Raw genomic sequence first — 16,041 nt, 5'->3', positions numbered from 1 at the left:
CCTATTTAACTTTTTGCAATACGAGATCTGTTTTTTGCTGTTGTATGACCTGGCTATATAACGCCTTTAGAAACAGATATTCATCGGGTTGATATACAGGTTTGTTTAGTGTAAATAACGAGCTAAATGTTAATTCGTTTTTGTCTATAGTGGCTGAGGTCTGGTAACGGCCACCATTTCCTGGAAGTCCGACAGCACTATTTTTAGGTACTTCGGCAAAAACATAGTCTGCTGGCAGTGTCAATGTAATACTCACTCTTCTATCTACACCCGCCCCAAGATCTACAGGGTAATTGCGCTCGTTTAGATTAAATGGATTCTTTGTTGTCCTATCTAGAAAATAGGGGTTATAGAAAAACTTATCCAGACCGGGCTTGTCAAAGCTATTCATGGTTACCTCGTACGTTTCTATCAGATACTCGTCGAGGCTGTCGATATTGTCGATTTTATAATTGCCAACCTTGATATTAGTTAGTCGTTCGGCCAGGGATTGAACATAATTGTCAGCTGATCCTGCTGCTGCTATCTTTTGTCTTCTTTCCAATGCTGCGTATCCTTTGGAATAAGTGGTTAATGTTCCAGTGATCTTACCATCTGGCGACAAACTAGCTACTAAATTACTTCTGGTCAATTCTTTTTCTGATGCTAAAAGATCAAACCAATAAGATGGTTTTTTCAGATTCACCACTCTGCCTTTTCCATTGATGCATCTAAGGGGTAACAGACCAAAAGGTAAGAGGGGTTCAGTTGCGTCGAGCAGGTAACTTTTGTCTCCGATATTAACCTTCGCAATGACGTAGTCGAAATCTGTAATTACAGGATATAGCGAGTTTACCAAACCATTCGCCCTTGTGGATAGAATTACCGCTTCAGTCTCTATTCCGGCTGCCGACAAAGCTGCTATTAATGCAAGATTGATATCGCCAACGTTGCCGGAGTGTGTTTCCAGGGCCTTTTTAATTTGAAATTCACTATACTTACCCAGGTAATGGTTCCATTTAATCTGTTTTTTAATATACGCATATACAGCTTTTGCTTTAGATAAAGGATCTGTTGCATTTTGAAGAATGACAGGTAGTTGCGCAGTAAAAAGATCTGTTCTTTTCATCTGGCTGCCAAATTCTCTCGATGAGGTCAGCTCATTATCCACATCCCTCCAGTTTTTTGTATAGTTGGTTGTGCCTCCACTAAAATGGCGTACATCCTGGAGTTCAAAACTGATTGCTGATTTGAAGTTTGAAGCTGCCGTCATGTAATCCTCTTCTTTAAAAGCCGGGATATTATCCATGGTGTATATACTTCTTGAACAATCACATTTATTGCCAGCAATACTGATGCAATCCCGAACAAGTTCGGTTTTTTGTGAGGTAAGTTTCTGTGCCCCACGGAGCGATATGTTATAATTATAGATGGCTGGTAACGAGGAGATGTAAGTGCTTGTTATTTTTGGAATATTGTCCTGAAACTGCCATGATTTGAAATTGAATATATTGTTTACACGTAACCGGTAACTGATTTCTATGATGCTGCCAGGCCTAAGGTTGGGTAAGGTGAATTTGGTAAGGTTGAGATACCTGGTCTTTTGCTCGGTAAACACCTGCGTGATCGGCAATATAGTAGGCTTGGGATAACCATCGGTATAGTTGTAAGTAGTAGCAACAATTTCTGAAATCTCATCTTGTTTTTTATCATATATGTAGCGTTCAATGACGAAATTTGCAGCATTAAACCCATTTTTGGTCAATATCTTGATCCGCGTATGGTATACGAAATTGACATAACTTTCATTTGTGTAATTGTCCAAATCGATATTGGCTGATCCGAATTCGCGAAGTACTACCGCATCGGCAGTGCTGTCATTCGCATAGATTTTCATGTCGAGTTCTTCTTTAGTAAATTTGCCGTACTCGAAGTTTTGGGCGTAAATAGATCCGGAGCAAAAAAAGAATAGGAATAGGAGTGTGAACGTAGTTTTCATTTGAGCATTTAAAGTGGCACAATATAGATTTAGTTGGTAACCTAATCAAATTATTATGCAATTAATGAATGATTTTTCCGACTTTTGGTTGGTAGGATTTTAGCTTTTACAACTAGAGCCCTGAGTCTGGATACTGTTTCAGAAGCCAGTGATGACAATGCATTGAAACTTAAAAGAAAATGAAATTAAACTTAAAGCGTCCCTTAGCCTTTTTTGATCTGGAAACTACAGGAGTAAATGTAGCCTCAGATAGAATAGTAGAAATAGCAATATTGAAGGCTATGCCAGATGGTTCTGAATTGATCAAAACTTTGCGCATTAATCCAGAAATGCCAATTCCTTTGGAATCGTCGTTGATTCACGGGATTTATGATGAACACATTAAAGAAGAGCCGACCTTTAAAACTGTCGCTGCCGAGATTGCTGAGTTTATTGGCGATGCGGACCTTGCAGGATATAATTCAAATCGATTTGATATTCCTGTGCTGCTTGAAGAATTTCTAAGAGCAGGTGTCGACTTTGATATGTTTGACCGTAAATTTGTTGATGTGCAAAATATTTTCCACCAAATGGAACAGCGCACACTGAGAGCGGCTTACAAGTTTTATTGCAACAAAGACATCATCAACGCACATTCTGCGGAAGCTGATATCACTGCAACTTACCACGTATTGTTAGCTCAGCTTGAACGTTATGCGGGTGTAGATTTTGAAGACAAGCAAGGTAAGATCAGTCAGCCTGTGCTGAATGATGTTGATGCGCTTCACCTTTTTACCAATATGAATAAGCCCGTTGATTTCGCCGGACGCATGGTATTTAATGACAAGGACGAAGAATGTTTTAACTTCGGAAAACACAAGGGAAGGACTGTAGAGCAGGTGTTTGACCTGGAACCTAGTTACTATTCATGGATGAAGCAGGGTGATTTTCCATTATATACCAAGAAAAAGTTGGATGAGGTTTGGACAAGGTGGAACAAGAAGAAAGAACTAACGCGTGCTGCCCGACAGCCTCAGCAACCTGCGCCGGCGCCGGCCAGGCCACAGGCTCCAAAACCTGTTACTCAACAAAAGCAGCAATCTAAACCTGCAGTTAGTGTAACTCCAGATATGCTGGAACAATTAAAAATGAAGTTTGGTAAGTAAACAATATAATACACCTCTTAAAAATTAAAGATATCCTGATGAAAAGATTCCTGGTTGTAATCGGGCTGGTATTACTCAGCTTTCAGCTTTTTGCTCAGCTTCCTATATTGCCGGCACTTCAGCCTGCCTATACCAAGCAAACACGTGATTTATCTGGTAAACCAGGTAAAAATTATTGGCAAAATAAAGCAAGCTATGCGTTGAAAGCTGATTTTAACCCTGAAACGAGACTGATTACGGGATCAGAAGATATTGTTTATGAGAATAACAGCCCCGATACACTCAAACAAATTTGGTTTAAGCTCTATCCAAATTTATATACCAAGGAGGCTGAAAAAAAAGCTACACGAATTGATCAAAGCGATCTTGGAGAAGGCGTAAAAATTGCCAGTTTAAAAATAGGTGCCAAGGCATATAACGCTTCGATGTATACCATTCAAGGAACAAACATGTATCTGGATATACAGCCACTTGCGCCAGGCAAGACGGTTAAAGTATCGGTAAGCTATTCTTATGTTTTAAATAAAGGATCTCATACCAGAACAGGCGAGGTAGATCAGGGTTCACATTTTGTTGCCTACTTTTTTCCTCGTATAGCGGTTTACGATGACATTGATGGCTGGAATAAATACCCATACAACGGTGCTGAGGAGTTTTATAATGATTTCTGCGATTTCAAAGCTGAAATCACTGTTCCAAAAGATTATATGGTTTGGGCCACTGGCGACCTGCAAAACAGTAGTTCAGTACTTAAGCCCGCTGTAAATGATAAATTGCGTCGGGCGGAGAAATCTGATGAGGTAATTGACGTGATTACGCCTGAGGATCTGCAGAAGAAAATGGTGACAGCGGATAAACCCAAGAATACATTTAAATTCGAGGCAAAAAAGGTAACAGATTTTGTATTTGCAACGAGTGATCACTACTTATGGAAATCATCGAGTCTTGTTGTAGATCCTAAAAGTGGTAGAAGGACCCGGGTCGATGCTGCTTTTAACCCTATACACAAAGACTATTTTGAGGTAATTGATTTTGCCCGGAAATCTGTATACGATATGAGCTATACTTTTCCAAAATGGCCATTCCCGTATCCCCACATCACTGTTTTTGATGGACTTGATCAGATGGAATATCCAATGATGGTCAATGATAACCCTGTAAAAAAACGGGAGGACGCAATTACACTTACTGTGCATGAGATATTTCATACCATGTTCCCTTTTTATATGGGTACTAATGAAACGAAGTATGCATGGATGGATGAGGGCTGGGCAACAATAGGAGAGTGGAAAAATGGTCCGCTGATAGATACTACTATGGTTGATACCTATGGCGTTTCACAAACTGGCTCAAGCTCGGGCAAGAAAGACGATGTACCGATCATCACTTTTACACCTGATCTAAAGGGTGCAGGAACTTTTACTAACGACTATCCTAAACCAGGGATGGGCTATCTTTACATCTGGGATTATCTTGGCGACGATTTATTTATCAAAGCGCTTCACCATTATATTGAACAATGGCAGGGAAAACATCCTATTCCTTACGATTTCTTTTATAGCATGAACGAAGGTTCAGGGAAAAATTTAGATTGGTTCTGGAAACGTTGGTTTTTTAGTGAAGGCGTTACTGATATGGCAATCATAGGGGCAGACAAAACCGATACCGGCTATAAAATCTCGATACTCAATAAAAGTACTAAGCCGTTGCCCGTGGATTTACTTTTAACCTATGTTGATGGATCTCAAGAGAAAATTCACCGTAGTATAGGGGTGTGGGAACAAGGTGACATGAACATCCAGATATTGGTTCCAACCAGTAAGAAACTGGTGAAAATTTTAATGGGAGATGCACATACACCTGATAAGGACAAATCAGACAATATCTTTAATTTGTAGCGCTCAGGTTCTTTTTATAAAGTCAATATTTCTGGTCAGGCCTTTAAACTTTGTCCTTTTTACTGCCGAGTTTTTGAAGATTTTACTGAATACATCTTCGGTTATATCTTCCCAGTCTTCTTTTCTCATATGAACAATAGACTCGCTGGCCGCAAATTCGGGTTCCTGGTGTGGTACGGAAAATTTGTTCCAGGGGCACACATCCTGACAGATATCGCAGCCAAACATCCAGTTGTCCATCTTGTTACTGAATTGTTCAGGAATTTGATCCTTTAGCTCGATTGTCAGGTAAGAGATGCACTTTGTCGCATCTATGATCGCCGGGGCCAAGATAGCATCTGTAGGACAAGCGTCGATGCAACGTGTGCAAGTTCCACAATGATCTGTTAAAAAGGGTGTGTCGTATTCGAGTTCCAGGTCGATTATAAGTTCGGCCAGGAAAAAAAAGGAACCGCTTTTTTTATTGATTAAATTACTGTTTTTGCCGATCCACCCTAATCCGGATTGTTTAGCCCACGCTCTATCTAAAACTGGTGCAGAATCTACAAAAGCACGACCAGCCACTTCGCCAATTTCTTCTTCGATAAATGATAGTAGTTGGAAAAGTTTCTCCTTAATTACCAGATGGTAGTCTTTCCCGTAAGCATACTTTGATATCTTTGGCGCATTAGGATCAGCTTGAATCACTTCAGGGAAATAATTGAGACTTAAAGATATTACAGATTTAGCATCCTCAACCAATAACCTGGGATCAAGTCTTTTATCGAAATGATTTTCCATGTAAGCCATCTTTCCATGTCTATTGTCAGCTAGCCAGCGCTCTAACCTGGGCGCTTCTTCTTCCAGAAAACCGGCTTTAGCAATACCACATTGCATGAACCCCAAACGAATGGCTTCGTCCTTGATTTTTTTGCTATTTGTGGCGGCAGTGCTGAACATGACACAAAGATAAGGTTTCCGGGGTTTAAAACCTTTCAGTGGCAAGTTTGTTCTATAGGCAAACAAAACTAAAGCCATGGAAAATACAACTGAAGAACATATCGAGGATCCAAACAAGGCACCGAAACCTATTGAACATGATTACGCACATCATGAAAACGACCCCGGGCCATCGCCGCAGGCAGTAGAAGAAAAAAATGAGAATGGGGCAGGCCCCGTAATGAAATGGATTATACCTATCCTGGTAGTAATCTTACTCATCTATTGGTTCGCCTTCCGTAAATAATTAAAAGAGTCTGCCGGATTGGTTGTGGTATATCCTTTTCAGATGCTTATAAGCAGCTTCTGTAACTTCCCTTCCGCGCGAGGTACGCATTAAATAGCCCTCCTGTATCAGGAAGGGCTCGTATACCTCTTCTATTGTACCCTCGTCTTCACCAACAGCGGTAGCTATGGTTTTTAAACCTACGGGACCTCCCTTAAACTTATCTATTATAGTTACAAGGATTTTATTATCCATCTCATCCAGCCCATGTTCATCTACATTCAGTGCAGTAAGGGCATATCTTGCTATATGCGTATCAATTTCCCCATTTCCTTTGATCTGAGCAAAGTCACGTGTTCTTCTCAACAGCGCATTAGCAATACGAGGGGTACCGCGACTTCTTCGCGCAATTTCATATGCTCCTTCGTCGGTAATCGGAGTCTTTAATATCTCAGAAGATCTTTGGACAATTGTTGTAAGCAATTTGGCATCGTAATAAGCAAGTCTCGAATTAATTCCAAACCGTGCGCGAAGTGGTGCGGTGAGGAGCCCTGAGCGTGTGGTAGCACCAACAAGGGTAAAAGGATTTAGCGTAATCTGTACAGAACGTGCATTTGGCCCACTCTCCAGCATAATATCGATCTTGAAATCCTCCATTGCCGAGTAAAGATATTCTTCTACAAGGGGGCTCAATCTATGAATCTCGTCTATAAAAAGGATGTCGCCGGTTTCCAGGTTGGTAAGTAATCCGGCAAGGTCGCCAGGTTTATCCAGTACAGGCCCTGAGGTTACTTTAATGCCAACATTCATTTCATTGGCGATGATATAAGATAGCGTTGTTTTCCCTAGTCCAGGAGGACCATGGAGCAGTACATGATCTAGTGGTTCGCCACGTTGTTTAGCAGCGGCAACAAAAATCTTAAGGTTTTCCATAACTTTCTCCTGACCAGTGAAATCGTCAAAAGCCTGCGGCCGCAATACTTTTTCGATATCACGTTCTGTAGGACTTAAGTTCTCAAAAGAAGGATCCAGATTTTCGTTCATGCTGTAAAGATATTATAAAATTCGTTTTGGCAGTTAAGCGCGAAGGAACTTTGAGGCTACTTTAGCGGCTTTTGGCCCGTCGGCATAGTTGTAAAAGCCTTCGCCAGACTTGATGCCTTTCTTTCCAGCCATAACCATGTTTACCAAAAGCGGACAAGGCGCGTATTTAGGGTTTCCAAATCCGTCGTGCAATACTTTCAATATGGCGAGGCAAACATCTAGACCGATAAAGTCTGCAAGCTGCAATGGCCCCATAGGATGTGCCATGCCGAGTTTCATTACCGTATCAATTTCTGACACCCCTGCAACACCCTCATATAATGTAGCAATAGCTTCATTAATCATAGGCATCAAAATCCTATTGGCTACAAACCCAGGATAGTCGTTAACTTCCACCGGTTTTTTTGCCAATTTCACTGAAAGCTCCATGACAGCAGCGGTAGTCTCGTCACTTGTGGCATACCCCCTGATTACCTCTACAAGTTGCATAACAGGAACAGGATTCATAAAGTGCATGCCAATTACCTGTGATCCCCTGTTAGTTACAGCAGCAATCTGCGTAATCGATATCGAGGAAGTGTTGCTTGCGATAATCGTGTGAGGTGGTGCAAAAATATCGACTTCTCTGAATATTTTCAGTTTTAAGTCCAGTTGTTCCGTTGCAGCTTCTACCACAAGATCAGCTTGAACTACACCTTCCTTCATGTCTGTGAAGATGTTTATACGTGCTAAAGTTTCTTGTTTCTCCGTTTCACTGAGTGTTTCTTTTTGCACCTGTCTGTCGAGATTTTTCTCGATCGTTTTTAATGCCTTTTGCAAGGCTTCCACATTGATGTCAATAAGATTTACCTGATAACCAAACTGGGCAAACGTATGCGCAATTCCGTTACCCATAGTTCCGGAACCTATTACTGCAATGATCTTCATGATGTTATGGTGCTAATCTATTTATAAGCCAGTTCCCGTCAACCAGGTCGTAGACAATTCTGTCGTGTAGTCTGCTTGGCCTGCCTTGCCAAAATTCAATATGTTGCGCTTCAAGAAGGTATCCACCCCAGTATCCCGGCTTTGGCACTTCTGATTCTGCGTATGTTTTGGTGAGAATTTTGACCTGCTCCTCAAGTGTTGTACGATCTGGAATAACACTGCTCTGCGGCGATGCCAGTGCACCAATCTGGCTACCTTTCGGGCGTGAATGGAAATAAGCGGTAGATTCGCTTTCGTCAATTTTACTGATCACACCATCAATGCGAACCTGCCGCTCTAGCTCAGCCCAGAAAAATACCATCGAAGCTTGTGGGTTTTCCAGTAATTCTTTGCCCTTCCGGCTCTCATAGTTGGTAAAGAAAACAAAACCTTTTTGGTCAAACCCTTTAAGCAAAAGGATCCTCGCAGAGGGTTTTCCGTAAGAGTCTGCAGTAGCCAGGGTCATTACATTTGGCTCGTAAATATTGGCAGCCAGCGCTTCCTGAAACCATTTCGAAAACTGGTCTATGGGATCTTTCTCAATCTCCTCTTCAGATAGTGTTGCGGAACGGTAATCTTGTCTTAAATTTTGGATTGCTTCTTGTGTCAGTTCCATATGCAAAAATAGGTTTTAGTTTCGTTAAAATAGTCGTAATTTTCCAAAATGTTGAGTCTTGTGAAACCATCGAAGGGCCGATTGTTAATTTCGGAACCGTTTATGAATGATCCGAACTTCAGGCGTTCGGTAATCCTGCTTACCGAACATGGTGAGCTTGGTACTGTTGGCTTTGTGTTAAATCATCCTACAAATCTTTTGCTGAAAGATCTTATACCGGAGTTGACTTCTGCCGAGTTCAAGGTTTTTAACGGCGGTCCTGTGGAGCTCGATACCATACACTTTATCCACAGATGTTACGATAAGCTGCATAGTGGCGAGGAAATAGCAGAAGGTATTTATTGGGGAGGTAATTTTGAAGCTTTAAAAATTCTAATTGCTAACGGAGACCTTTCAGAAAATGAAGTCAAGTTTTTTATCGGCTATTCTGGTTGGGGAGAAGAGCAGCTGGATACCGAGATTAAGGAGAATACCTGGATTGTCTCAGATAAATATCAGCCAGACGTCCTCTTTTCTACTGATGAAGAGGAAGCCTGGCGTGAGGTAATTGTGAACCTTGGACCGAGATATGCCCATGTCAGCAAATTTCCGGAAAATCCAAATCTTAACTAGCGTCTTCCATATCCTGTGCAGTTTCTTCAACTTTCCTGCGCAGCTCGTCTTTATAATCCTGAAGTTTGATTGCTAGTTCCGGATTTGCTGTAGCGAGGATCTGTACAGCAAGAAGCCCGGCATTTTTCGCGGCATTAAGCGCTACAGTTGCCACAGGAATTCCATTAGGCATTTGCAGAATAGACAGGATAGAATCCCAGCCATCAATTGAGTTTGATGATTTTACAGGGACGCCAATTACAGGTAGAACTGTAATTGATGCTACCATTCCCGGCAAATGTGCCGCTCCGCCAGCGCCGGCAATAATAACACTCAAACCTCGTCCAGCAGCCTCTTTCGCGTAGCTGAACATCCGGTCGGGAGTACGGTGAGCAGATACAACAGTGATTTCGAAGTCTATATTAAATTCCTTCATCACATCAGCAGCGTCATTCATGATATGTAAATCAGATTTGCTGCCCATGATGATTCCTACTTTTGCACTCATTATGATATTACTTTTAAAGTTTGTTTAACGAAATTGGCTTTTTCTATCGCATGTTCCCTATTTTGATCAACAATAGTAACATGCCCCATTTTACGGAATGGTTTAGTGTATTTTTTTCCGTAAAGGTGTACGTATACACCATCAATAGCCATGATTTTTTCTAATCCCTGGTATTTGGCCACGCCGTCATGACCTTTTTCACCTAACAGGTTAATCATAACCGCATTACTCCTGGAACGGGTATCGCCCAAAGGTAAATTGCAGATCGCGCGCAAGTGCTGCTCAAATTGAGAGACAAAATTCCCTTCTATGGTATGATGACCGCTGTTATGCGGGCGGGGCGCAAGTTCATTAACTAAGATATCGCCATTTTTTGTAATGAACATTTCTACTGCAAGTAATCCGGTGATATTTAGTGCCGAGGCAATCTGACATGCGATTTTCTCTGCCCTCTCCTGTACATCTGCCGGATAAGTAGAAGGGCTGATGAGGAATTCTACCAAATTGGCTTCAGCGTTAAACTCCATCTCTACCATAGGGAAAGTCTTGACGTCGCCGTTACTGTTTCTAGATACTATGACCGCTATTTCTTTTTCAAAATCTACCAGCTCCTCCATAAGACATGGCCCCTCGAATGCGTTCTCCACGTCGTATAGGTTTTCGATCTTCATCACACCTTTGCCATCATAACCATCTCTACGTTGTTTTAGCATATAAGGAAAAGGAAAATTGACGTTAACGAGCTCTGCCTTGCCATTTACCAACTGAAACGGTGAAGTAGGAATGTCGTTTTCTTTAAAGAACTGTTTTTGAATTCCTTTATCCTGGATAAGTCTGATAACTCTGGATTGTGGAAATACCAGTTTACCTTCCTTTTCCAGTTGCTCGAGTGCCTCGATATTTACTTTTTCAATTTCAATGGTGATCAGATCAGCCTTTTTTCCAAAATTATATACCGTATCAAAATCAGTTATAGAACCACATTCGAAGTAATTAGCCAGGTTTTTACATGGAGCATCAGGATCAGGATCCAGGATCAAGGTGCTTACATTGTAGTTAACAGCTTCCTGAATCAGCATTCTGCCCAATTGCCCGCCGCCCAATATTCCTAATTTCAGTTCGCTTATTTGTTTTGCCATATCGATATGAAAAAGTTATGCTTATTTTGCACAAAAATAACAATATAAACGGATTGATGGATGTAGATGCTATAATAATTGGCGCCGGAGCGTGTGGACTAATGTGTGCGGTGCAGGCGGGGTTCCTGGGCAAAAGAGTAATCCTACTTGAAAAAGGAGCGAAGGCGGGCGCTAAAATCCTGATTTCTGGGGGAGGAAGATGCAACTACACTAATTTATATAGTACTGACGAGCAGTTCATCTCCAATAACAAACACTTCGTCAAATCTGCTTTTAAACAATGGTCGGTTAGTGACACGATCAGCTTTTTTGAAACGTATGGTGTTTTTGGGAAAGAAAAAACATTAGGTCAATTGTTTCCGGATGGCAAAGATGCCAGAGACATCGTGGCTATTTTCACCGGGCTTTGTGATGAGCTTGGGCAGAACTTAATCTGCAAGGCGAATGTGTTGGATGTTGTCCCAATACCTGATGGCTTTGAAGTTGAATACGAAACAAATGATGTCCGTAATATCATTACTGCCTCCAAAGTTGTGGTAGCCACCGGTGGTCTGCCGATCCCTAAAATGGGTGCAACAGATTTCGCACTTAAGCTAGCCAGACGTTACGGTCTGGAATTAACGGATACAGCACCGGCACTGGTGCCATTAACGATTACCGGAAAAGACGAAGAATGGTATGCTCAATTGTCTGGAAATACTGTTTTCTGCGAGGTGAGTAATGATCACATATCTTTTGAAGAAAACCTGTTGTTTACACATTGGGGTTTAAGCGGGCCATCTATCCTTCAGATTTCTTCTTTCTGGCGCCCGGGGCAAACGATCACAATCAACTTATTACCACATCAAGATATCGCTGTAATAATCGAAGAGGAGCGGAGGAGCAATGGCAAAATTTTGCTATCGACCCTTTTAAGTCGTTTTTATACACGCAAGTTTACTGATGCCATGGGCAAGTTTCTTCCGTTGGATAAGCAGATTGCAAATCTCACGAAAGTGGATATTGATAGCGTTCACAAAATTTTGCATGAATTTACGGTGAAGCCGGCCGGTGACAAAGGGTATGATAAGGCAGAAGTGATGCGCGGAGGGATTGACACCGATGAACTGTCGTCGAAAACCCTGGAATGTAAAAAAATACCGGGTATGTTTTTCGGTGGAGAGTGTGTTGATGTTACGGGATGGTTGGGTGGTTACAATTTTCAGTGGGCATGGGCAAGTGGATTTGTTATTGCTCAGCATATTTAGTTGCCCCAAATAGTAACTACTATATTTCTGCTTCCACCGTGGTTACGGTGTTCACAAAGGTAAATCCCCTGCCACGTCCCTAAAGCCAACTGACCATTGCTAATAGGAATAAGTAACGATGTGTCTAATAATGCAGTTTTTAAATGTGCAGGCATATCATCGGGTCCTTCGTCATCATGCAAATATTCAGGATCATTTTCTGGAACAGTTTTATCAAAGAACATTTCAAAATCCGCCCTTACCGTCGGATCGGCATTCTCATTAATGGTAAGGGACGCGGAGGTGTGCTGGATAAAGATCTGGCACATCCCCACGCTAATTTCGTTCAACTGCGGCAACGCCTGTACAAGCTCTCTTGTTATGAGGTGGTATCCACGACTCCGACCTCGAATTTGTAATGCTTGTTGAAAAATCTTCATCATCTAATCACAGTTTGGTACAGTAAAGGTCCATGTTTCAGAGGCCCTGTTCGGGATAGAATAACCCATTCCCTTGCCCATTTCGAACCATAATTTTCCTCTGATTTTTTCTCTGGTGATAATCTCATTCATCGACATGCTGTCGTATAGGCGACCGTTGACCATTACATATTTTATTCTTTCTGAATTCCTGATATCATCTAAAGGATTAGCGTCCATGATTACCAAATCAGCAAGTTTGCCTTTCTCAAGGGATCCGATCTCTTTGTCCATGCCAAGATAGCCAGCTCCGTTTATGGTTGCACTTCGGATAGCTTGCAGTGGACTCATTCCGCCCTGAACAAGCATCCAAAGTTCCCAATGTGCACCAAGTCCCTGCAACTGTCCGTGTGCACCCAGGTTAACCCTCGTGCCCCCATCAGCAATTTGTTTTACGGCTTTTGATACTTCGATATGACCATAATCGCCATATTCCGAGGTTGTTCTTCGTCTTGATCTCTCATCAACAATGGAACGCGGGGTAAAGGCGAGCAAGCGTTCGTTTTCCCACACGTTAGTACGATCATACCAATAGTTTTCTCCCCACTGTGCACCATATGCTACAATTAATGTGGGTGTGTAACCCACTTTAGTGTTATTCCAGAAATTTACAACGTCTTTGTAGACCGGTGCTACAGGTAAGCTGTGCTCAAGACCTGTGTGTCCGTCGGCAATCATATTCATATTTGTGAAAAAGGTAGAGCCACCCTCAGGCACCACTTCCATTTTCAACTGCCGCGCAGCTTCCAAAATTTGCTGACGCTGCTCTCTACGGGGTTGGTTATAGGATTTAACAGAAAAAGCACCCACAGCCTGCAATCTTCTGAGATTTGAAAGTGCATCGTCAAGGCTGTTGATTACAACTTTCATGTCGGCGTCGGCACCATATAATATAGATCCGGTTGAATATAGCCTTGGACCAACAAGCCTGCCGGCTTTAAGCATCTCTGACTGGCTAAAAACCATTTCCGTGTTGCTTGATGGATCATGAGAGGTTGTAACACCAAACGCAAGGTTGGCCAGGTATGCCCAATCAGTTTGCGGTGTTAAGCCGTCAGGACTGGTGTGCAAATGTGCATGCACATCAACAATTCCGGGCATAATTGTTTTTCCAGTAACGTCTACCACTTTAGCATTCGAGGGGATAGCAATATCAGCCATTTTACCGAGCTCCGTAATTTTATTGTTTTCCAGGAGGATAGTTCCCTCTTCGATTACTTCGTCGCCCTTCATCGTTATTATTCTCGCTCCCTTTAAAGCAACAATTCCAGTGGGTACGTCACTTTTTAGTTTTAGATTGATGGACAGACTATCGGGAGCAACTTTAGTTCCCGGAGCAGGAGCACCTTCAACAAAGCTAAAAGCATTTTTCAGGTCCTGACCATAATACTGTTGACCTAACATCCAATGGATTTTTTTACTATCTGCACTCCAATGCATGTAGGTTCCTGCATCCTTAGTCAAACGCGTAAGTGGAATGGATTTGTTACCTGAAGAAAGCTCCAACGCTGCGCCTGCGGTTACCATTGGTGTGATATAAATATTGAACAATTCCGTAAATGCCATCCATTTGCCATCAGGGCTAGGAGCAAACTGATTGGCATATGTAGATGTATAGTGTGTCATTGGATTTGTGCCGTTCACGGAAATGCTTTTGTAAGCTTTTTTCCCATTTTCGTTGCCCTGGAAAAAAACACGTGTATCATCGCTGTTGAAAACTGGTCTGATACCGGATTCAGAAATCAGTGTTTTTGAACCTCCGTTTGCGGGCATAATATATATTCCGGCACCCTTACTAAAGGTATATCCTAGTACTTCATTTCCCGTACCTTTTCTAAAAACAAGTTTATCTCCTTTGCTGGAATAGGAAGGTCCGTAGTAAAATCCGCGTTCGTCAGTCAGCGTTATCGTTTTTCCCGACTTGAGATCTGTTCGTTTAATTGCCCCCTTAAATTCGTCGCTCCAGGTAGTATAAACCACAAAGCGGCCATCTGGACTAATTGCAGGCTCAAATTCGAAGTCTATCCCAGTGGTTACACGCTCTGGATTTCCATTAGGTAATTCTTTTTTATAGAGGTAACCTGCAGCATTAAAGATCACAAATTTACCATCAGCAGAAGTTATCAGTTGCCTGATCATCTTTACCGTAAAATCAGCATTGAATACTTGTTGGGGGAAATGAAGGGACTCCTGTATAGTTTGTGTTGCATTAACCTGGAAAGGAATTTCTGCCGTAATTAAAGTATTCAGGTCAGTTTTGCGGATTTTCCCTTTAGCATAGAAAATTATGCTTTTAGCATCTGGCGTCCACGCAAAATTCGGATATACGCCAAAAATAGCCCATGTTTCCTGCTGATCGTGACTAAGATCTTCATAAACCGGCCATTCTTCTCCGGTTTGTATATTCTGGATGTATAATGCTGATTTTAGACGTACCCGCTTTACATAGGCCATCAGCAGACCATCAGGGGATATTTGGGGTCTGGCCGCGCCACCTTGCTCATCGATAAGATTGCTCAGTTTACCTGTGCTTAGGTTCAATTGTTTAATGGCGTAAATGGTGCCGTTGGGATCTTTGCTGTATTGAAATGTTGGGCCAGGAGATACATCCTCACTAAAGAAGATGCTTTTCCCATCAGGTGCAACATTAGGTTCACCGGCATCCTGCTGATCATTTTTCCTTTTTGTAAGCTGGATGCCATCACCACCATAAATGCTGTACATCCACATCTCGCCTGCGCCAAGAGAACGTGTACCTGTAAAATGCTTTCTTGCGATAAGGTAGTCACTCCCAGGCATCCAGGTGGCATTATTCAACAACCTGAAACTTTCTTTCGTGATCTGTTTTTTATTGGAACCATCCCTGTCCATAATCCATATATTATCACCGCCTGCTTTATCGCTGGTATAAGAAATGTATTTACCATTGGGACTAAATCTCGGCTGCACATCAAAGGCGATCCCGCCACTAAGTAACTTTGCGTTTCCACCGGTTACAGGCATCACATAAATGTCGCCCAGCATATCAAACACGATTTCCTTACCGTCCGGACTCACATCAAGATTCATCCAGGTACCCTCATCGGTGGCGATGTTGAATGTTTTTGTTGTGCCCCGGTATTTTTCTACATCCCATTTAGGATCAGTTGATTTTTCCTGTGAAAAGGCTAAAGAAGAAACGGATAATAATAGTAAAAGCAAACTACGACTGCGCATAATATCAGGTTATATAAAGCGCAATTTAATA

General features: G+C 42.0%; 14 protein-coding genes. 5 read left to right on the top strand and 9 right to left on the bottom strand.

The genetic code is table 11. The features are described 5' to 3' along the window. Position 1: 1 nt before the first annotated feature. Positions 2-1,978 carry a DUF3857 domain-containing protein gene (locus tag CLV32_RS01975; protein WP_133551850.1) on the bottom strand — a complete coding sequence of 659 codons (1,977 nt, stop codon included), beginning with the start codon at positions 1,976-1,978 and terminating at the stop codon, positions 2-4. A 179-nt stretch (positions 1,979-2,157) separates the two neighbouring features. Here CLV32_RS01975 and CLV32_RS01970 point away from each other — a divergent pair, with 179 nt between their 5' ends. Then, the gene (locus CLV32_RS01970; protein WP_133551848.1) at positions 2,158-3,123 is read left to right on the top strand and encodes a 3'-5' exonuclease; all 966 of its coding nucleotides are present in this window, start codon (positions 2,158-2,160) and stop codon (positions 3,121-3,123) included. Between the two features lie 38 nt (positions 3,124-3,161). Next, positions 3,162-5,021, top strand: coding sequence for a M1 family metallopeptidase (locus tag CLV32_RS01965; RefSeq protein ID WP_133551846.1), 1,860 nt, complete (start codon positions 3,162-3,164; stop codon positions 5,019-5,021). A gap of 3 nt (positions 5,022-5,024) precedes the next feature. On the opposite strand, the gene queG is transcribed toward CLV32_RS01965, so the two are convergent. Beyond that, positions 5,025-5,960 (bottom strand): tRNA epoxyqueuosine(34) reductase QueG, encoded by a 936-nt coding sequence (queG, locus tag CLV32_RS01960; protein WP_133551844.1) that lies wholly within the window; start codon positions 5,958-5,960, stop codon positions 5,025-5,027. 76 nt (positions 5,961-6,036) lie between these two features. Between queG and CLV32_RS01955 the strand changes: the two genes are divergently transcribed. After that, complete coding sequence (locus tag CLV32_RS01955) at positions 6,037-6,246, top strand: hypothetical protein (RefSeq protein ID WP_133551842.1); 210 nt, start codon at positions 6,037-6,039, stop codon at positions 6,244-6,246. Here CLV32_RS01955 and ruvB read toward each other — a convergent pair whose 3' ends face one another. The 3 genes from ruvB to pdxH are packed head-to-tail and all read right to left on the bottom strand — an operon-like array spanning position 6,247 to position 8,851. Further along, entirely contained in the window at positions 6,247-7,269 is a 1,023-nt protein-coding gene (ruvB, locus tag CLV32_RS01950) for a Holliday junction branch migration DNA helicase RuvB (RefSeq protein WP_133551840.1), read from the bottom strand. A 33-nt stretch (positions 7,270-7,302) separates the two neighbouring features. Further along, on the bottom strand, positions 7,303-8,196 hold the full coding sequence (locus tag CLV32_RS01945; RefSeq protein ID WP_133551838.1) for a 3-hydroxybutyryl-CoA dehydrogenase: 894 nt from the start codon (positions 8,194-8,196) through the stop codon (positions 7,303-7,305). A 4-nt stretch (positions 8,197-8,200) separates the two neighbouring features. Continuing rightward, entirely contained in the window at positions 8,201-8,851 is a 651-nt protein-coding gene (gene pdxH / locus CLV32_RS01940) for a pyridoxamine 5'-phosphate oxidase (RefSeq protein ID WP_133551836.1), read from the bottom strand. A gap of 60 nt (positions 8,852-8,911) precedes the next feature. Here pdxH and CLV32_RS01935 point away from each other — a divergent pair, with 60 nt between their 5' ends. Continuing rightward, the gene (locus CLV32_RS01935) at positions 8,912-9,463 is read left to right on the top strand and encodes a YqgE/AlgH family protein (protein WP_317130228.1); all 552 of its coding nucleotides are present in this window, start codon (positions 8,912-8,914) and stop codon (positions 9,461-9,463) included. Here CLV32_RS01935 and purE read toward each other — a convergent pair. Both purE and CLV32_RS01925 read right to left on the bottom strand, forming a co-directional pair. Next, the gene (gene purE / locus CLV32_RS01930; protein WP_133551832.1) at positions 9,456-9,950 is read right to left on the bottom strand and encodes a 5-(carboxyamino)imidazole ribonucleotide mutase; all 495 of its coding nucleotides are present in this window, start codon (positions 9,948-9,950) and stop codon (positions 9,456-9,458) included. The genes CLV32_RS01935 and purE overlap by 8 nt on opposite strands. Then, positions 9,950-11,089: a 5-(carboxyamino)imidazole ribonucleotide synthase gene (locus CLV32_RS01925; RefSeq protein ID WP_133551830.1), complete on the bottom strand. Its 1,140-nt coding sequence runs from the start codon at positions 11,087-11,089 to the stop codon at positions 9,950-9,952. Before CLV32_RS01925 ends, purE begins: the two co-directional genes overlap by 1 nt. Positions 11,090-11,106: 17 nt before the next feature. Here CLV32_RS01925 and CLV32_RS01920 point away from each other — a divergent pair, with 17 nt between their 5' ends. Further along, positions 11,107-12,336, top strand: a complete 1,230-nt coding sequence (locus tag CLV32_RS01920; RefSeq protein WP_243732214.1) for a BaiN/RdsA family NAD(P)/FAD-dependent oxidoreductase — start codon at positions 11,107-11,109, stop codon at positions 12,334-12,336. Here CLV32_RS01920 and CLV32_RS01915 read toward each other — a convergent pair. Together CLV32_RS01915 and CLV32_RS01910 are read right to left on the bottom strand one after the other, a co-directional pair. Then, positions 12,333-12,755: a secondary thiamine-phosphate synthase enzyme YjbQ gene (locus CLV32_RS01915; RefSeq protein WP_133553471.1), complete on the bottom strand. Its 423-nt coding sequence runs from the start codon at positions 12,753-12,755 to the stop codon at positions 12,333-12,335. The genes CLV32_RS01920 and CLV32_RS01915 overlap by 4 nt on opposite strands. Positions 12,756-12,758: 3 nt before the next feature. Beyond that, the gene (locus tag CLV32_RS01910) at positions 12,759-16,010 is read right to left on the bottom strand and encodes an amidohydrolase family protein (protein WP_133551828.1); all 3,252 of its coding nucleotides are present in this window, start codon (positions 16,008-16,010) and stop codon (positions 12,759-12,761) included. Between the last annotated feature and the right edge of the window lie 31 nt (positions 16,011-16,041).

Source organism: Pedobacter duraquae (assembly GCF_004362245.1).
In the GTDB taxonomy this organism is placed as follows: Bacteria; Bacteroidota; Bacteroidia; order Sphingobacteriales; family Sphingobacteriaceae; genus Pedobacter; species Pedobacter duraquae.
Note: the sequence above shows the minus strand (reverse complement) of the source record. Positions and strands in the feature narration are given on the sequence as shown.

Excerpts from the sequence above, each read along its gene's own strand:
- CLV32_RS01910 (WP_133551828.1), bottom strand. The coding sequence starts at position 16,010 with ATGCGCAGTCGTAGTTTGCTTTTACTATTATTATCCGTTTCTTCTTTA.
- ruvB (WP_133551840.1), bottom strand. The coding sequence starts at position 7,269 with ATGAACGAAAATCTGGATCCTTCTTTTGAGAACTTAAGTCCTACAGAA.
- CLV32_RS01965 (WP_133551846.1), top strand. The coding sequence starts at position 3,162 with ATGAAAAGATTCCTGGTTGTAATCGGGCTGGTATTACTCAGCTTTCAG.
- CLV32_RS01955 (WP_133551842.1), top strand. The coding sequence starts at position 6,037 with ATGGAAAATACAACTGAAGAACATATCGAGGATCCAAACAAGGCACCG.
- CLV32_RS01945 (WP_133551838.1), bottom strand. The coding sequence starts at position 8,196 with ATGAAGATCATTGCAGTAATAGGTTCCGGAACTATGGGTAACGGAATT.
- CLV32_RS01920 (WP_243732214.1), top strand. The coding sequence starts at position 11,107 with ATGCTTATTTTGCACAAAAATAACAATATAAACGGATTGATGGATGTA.
- CLV32_RS01915 (WP_133553471.1), bottom strand. The coding sequence starts at position 12,755 with ATGAAGATTTTTCAACAAGCATTACAAATTCGAGGTCGGAGTCGTGGA.
- CLV32_RS01975 (WP_133551850.1), bottom strand. The coding sequence starts at position 1,978 with ATGAAAACTACGTTCACACTCCTATTCCTATTCTTTTTTTGCTCCGGA.
- pdxH (WP_133551836.1), bottom strand. The coding sequence starts at position 8,851 with ATGGAACTGACACAAGAAGCAATCCAAAATTTAAGACAAGATTACCGT.
- purE (WP_133551832.1), bottom strand. The coding sequence starts at position 9,950 with ATGAGTGCAAAAGTAGGAATCATCATGGGCAGCAAATCTGATTTACAT.
- CLV32_RS01925 (WP_133551830.1), bottom strand. The coding sequence starts at position 11,089 with ATGGCAAAACAAATAAGCGAACTGAAATTAGGAATATTGGGCGGCGGG.
- CLV32_RS01970 (WP_133551848.1), top strand. The coding sequence starts at position 2,158 with ATGAAATTAAACTTAAAGCGTCCCTTAGCCTTTTTTGATCTGGAAACT.
- queG (WP_133551844.1), bottom strand. The coding sequence starts at position 5,960 with ATGTTCAGCACTGCCGCCACAAATAGCAAAAAAATCAAGGACGAAGCC.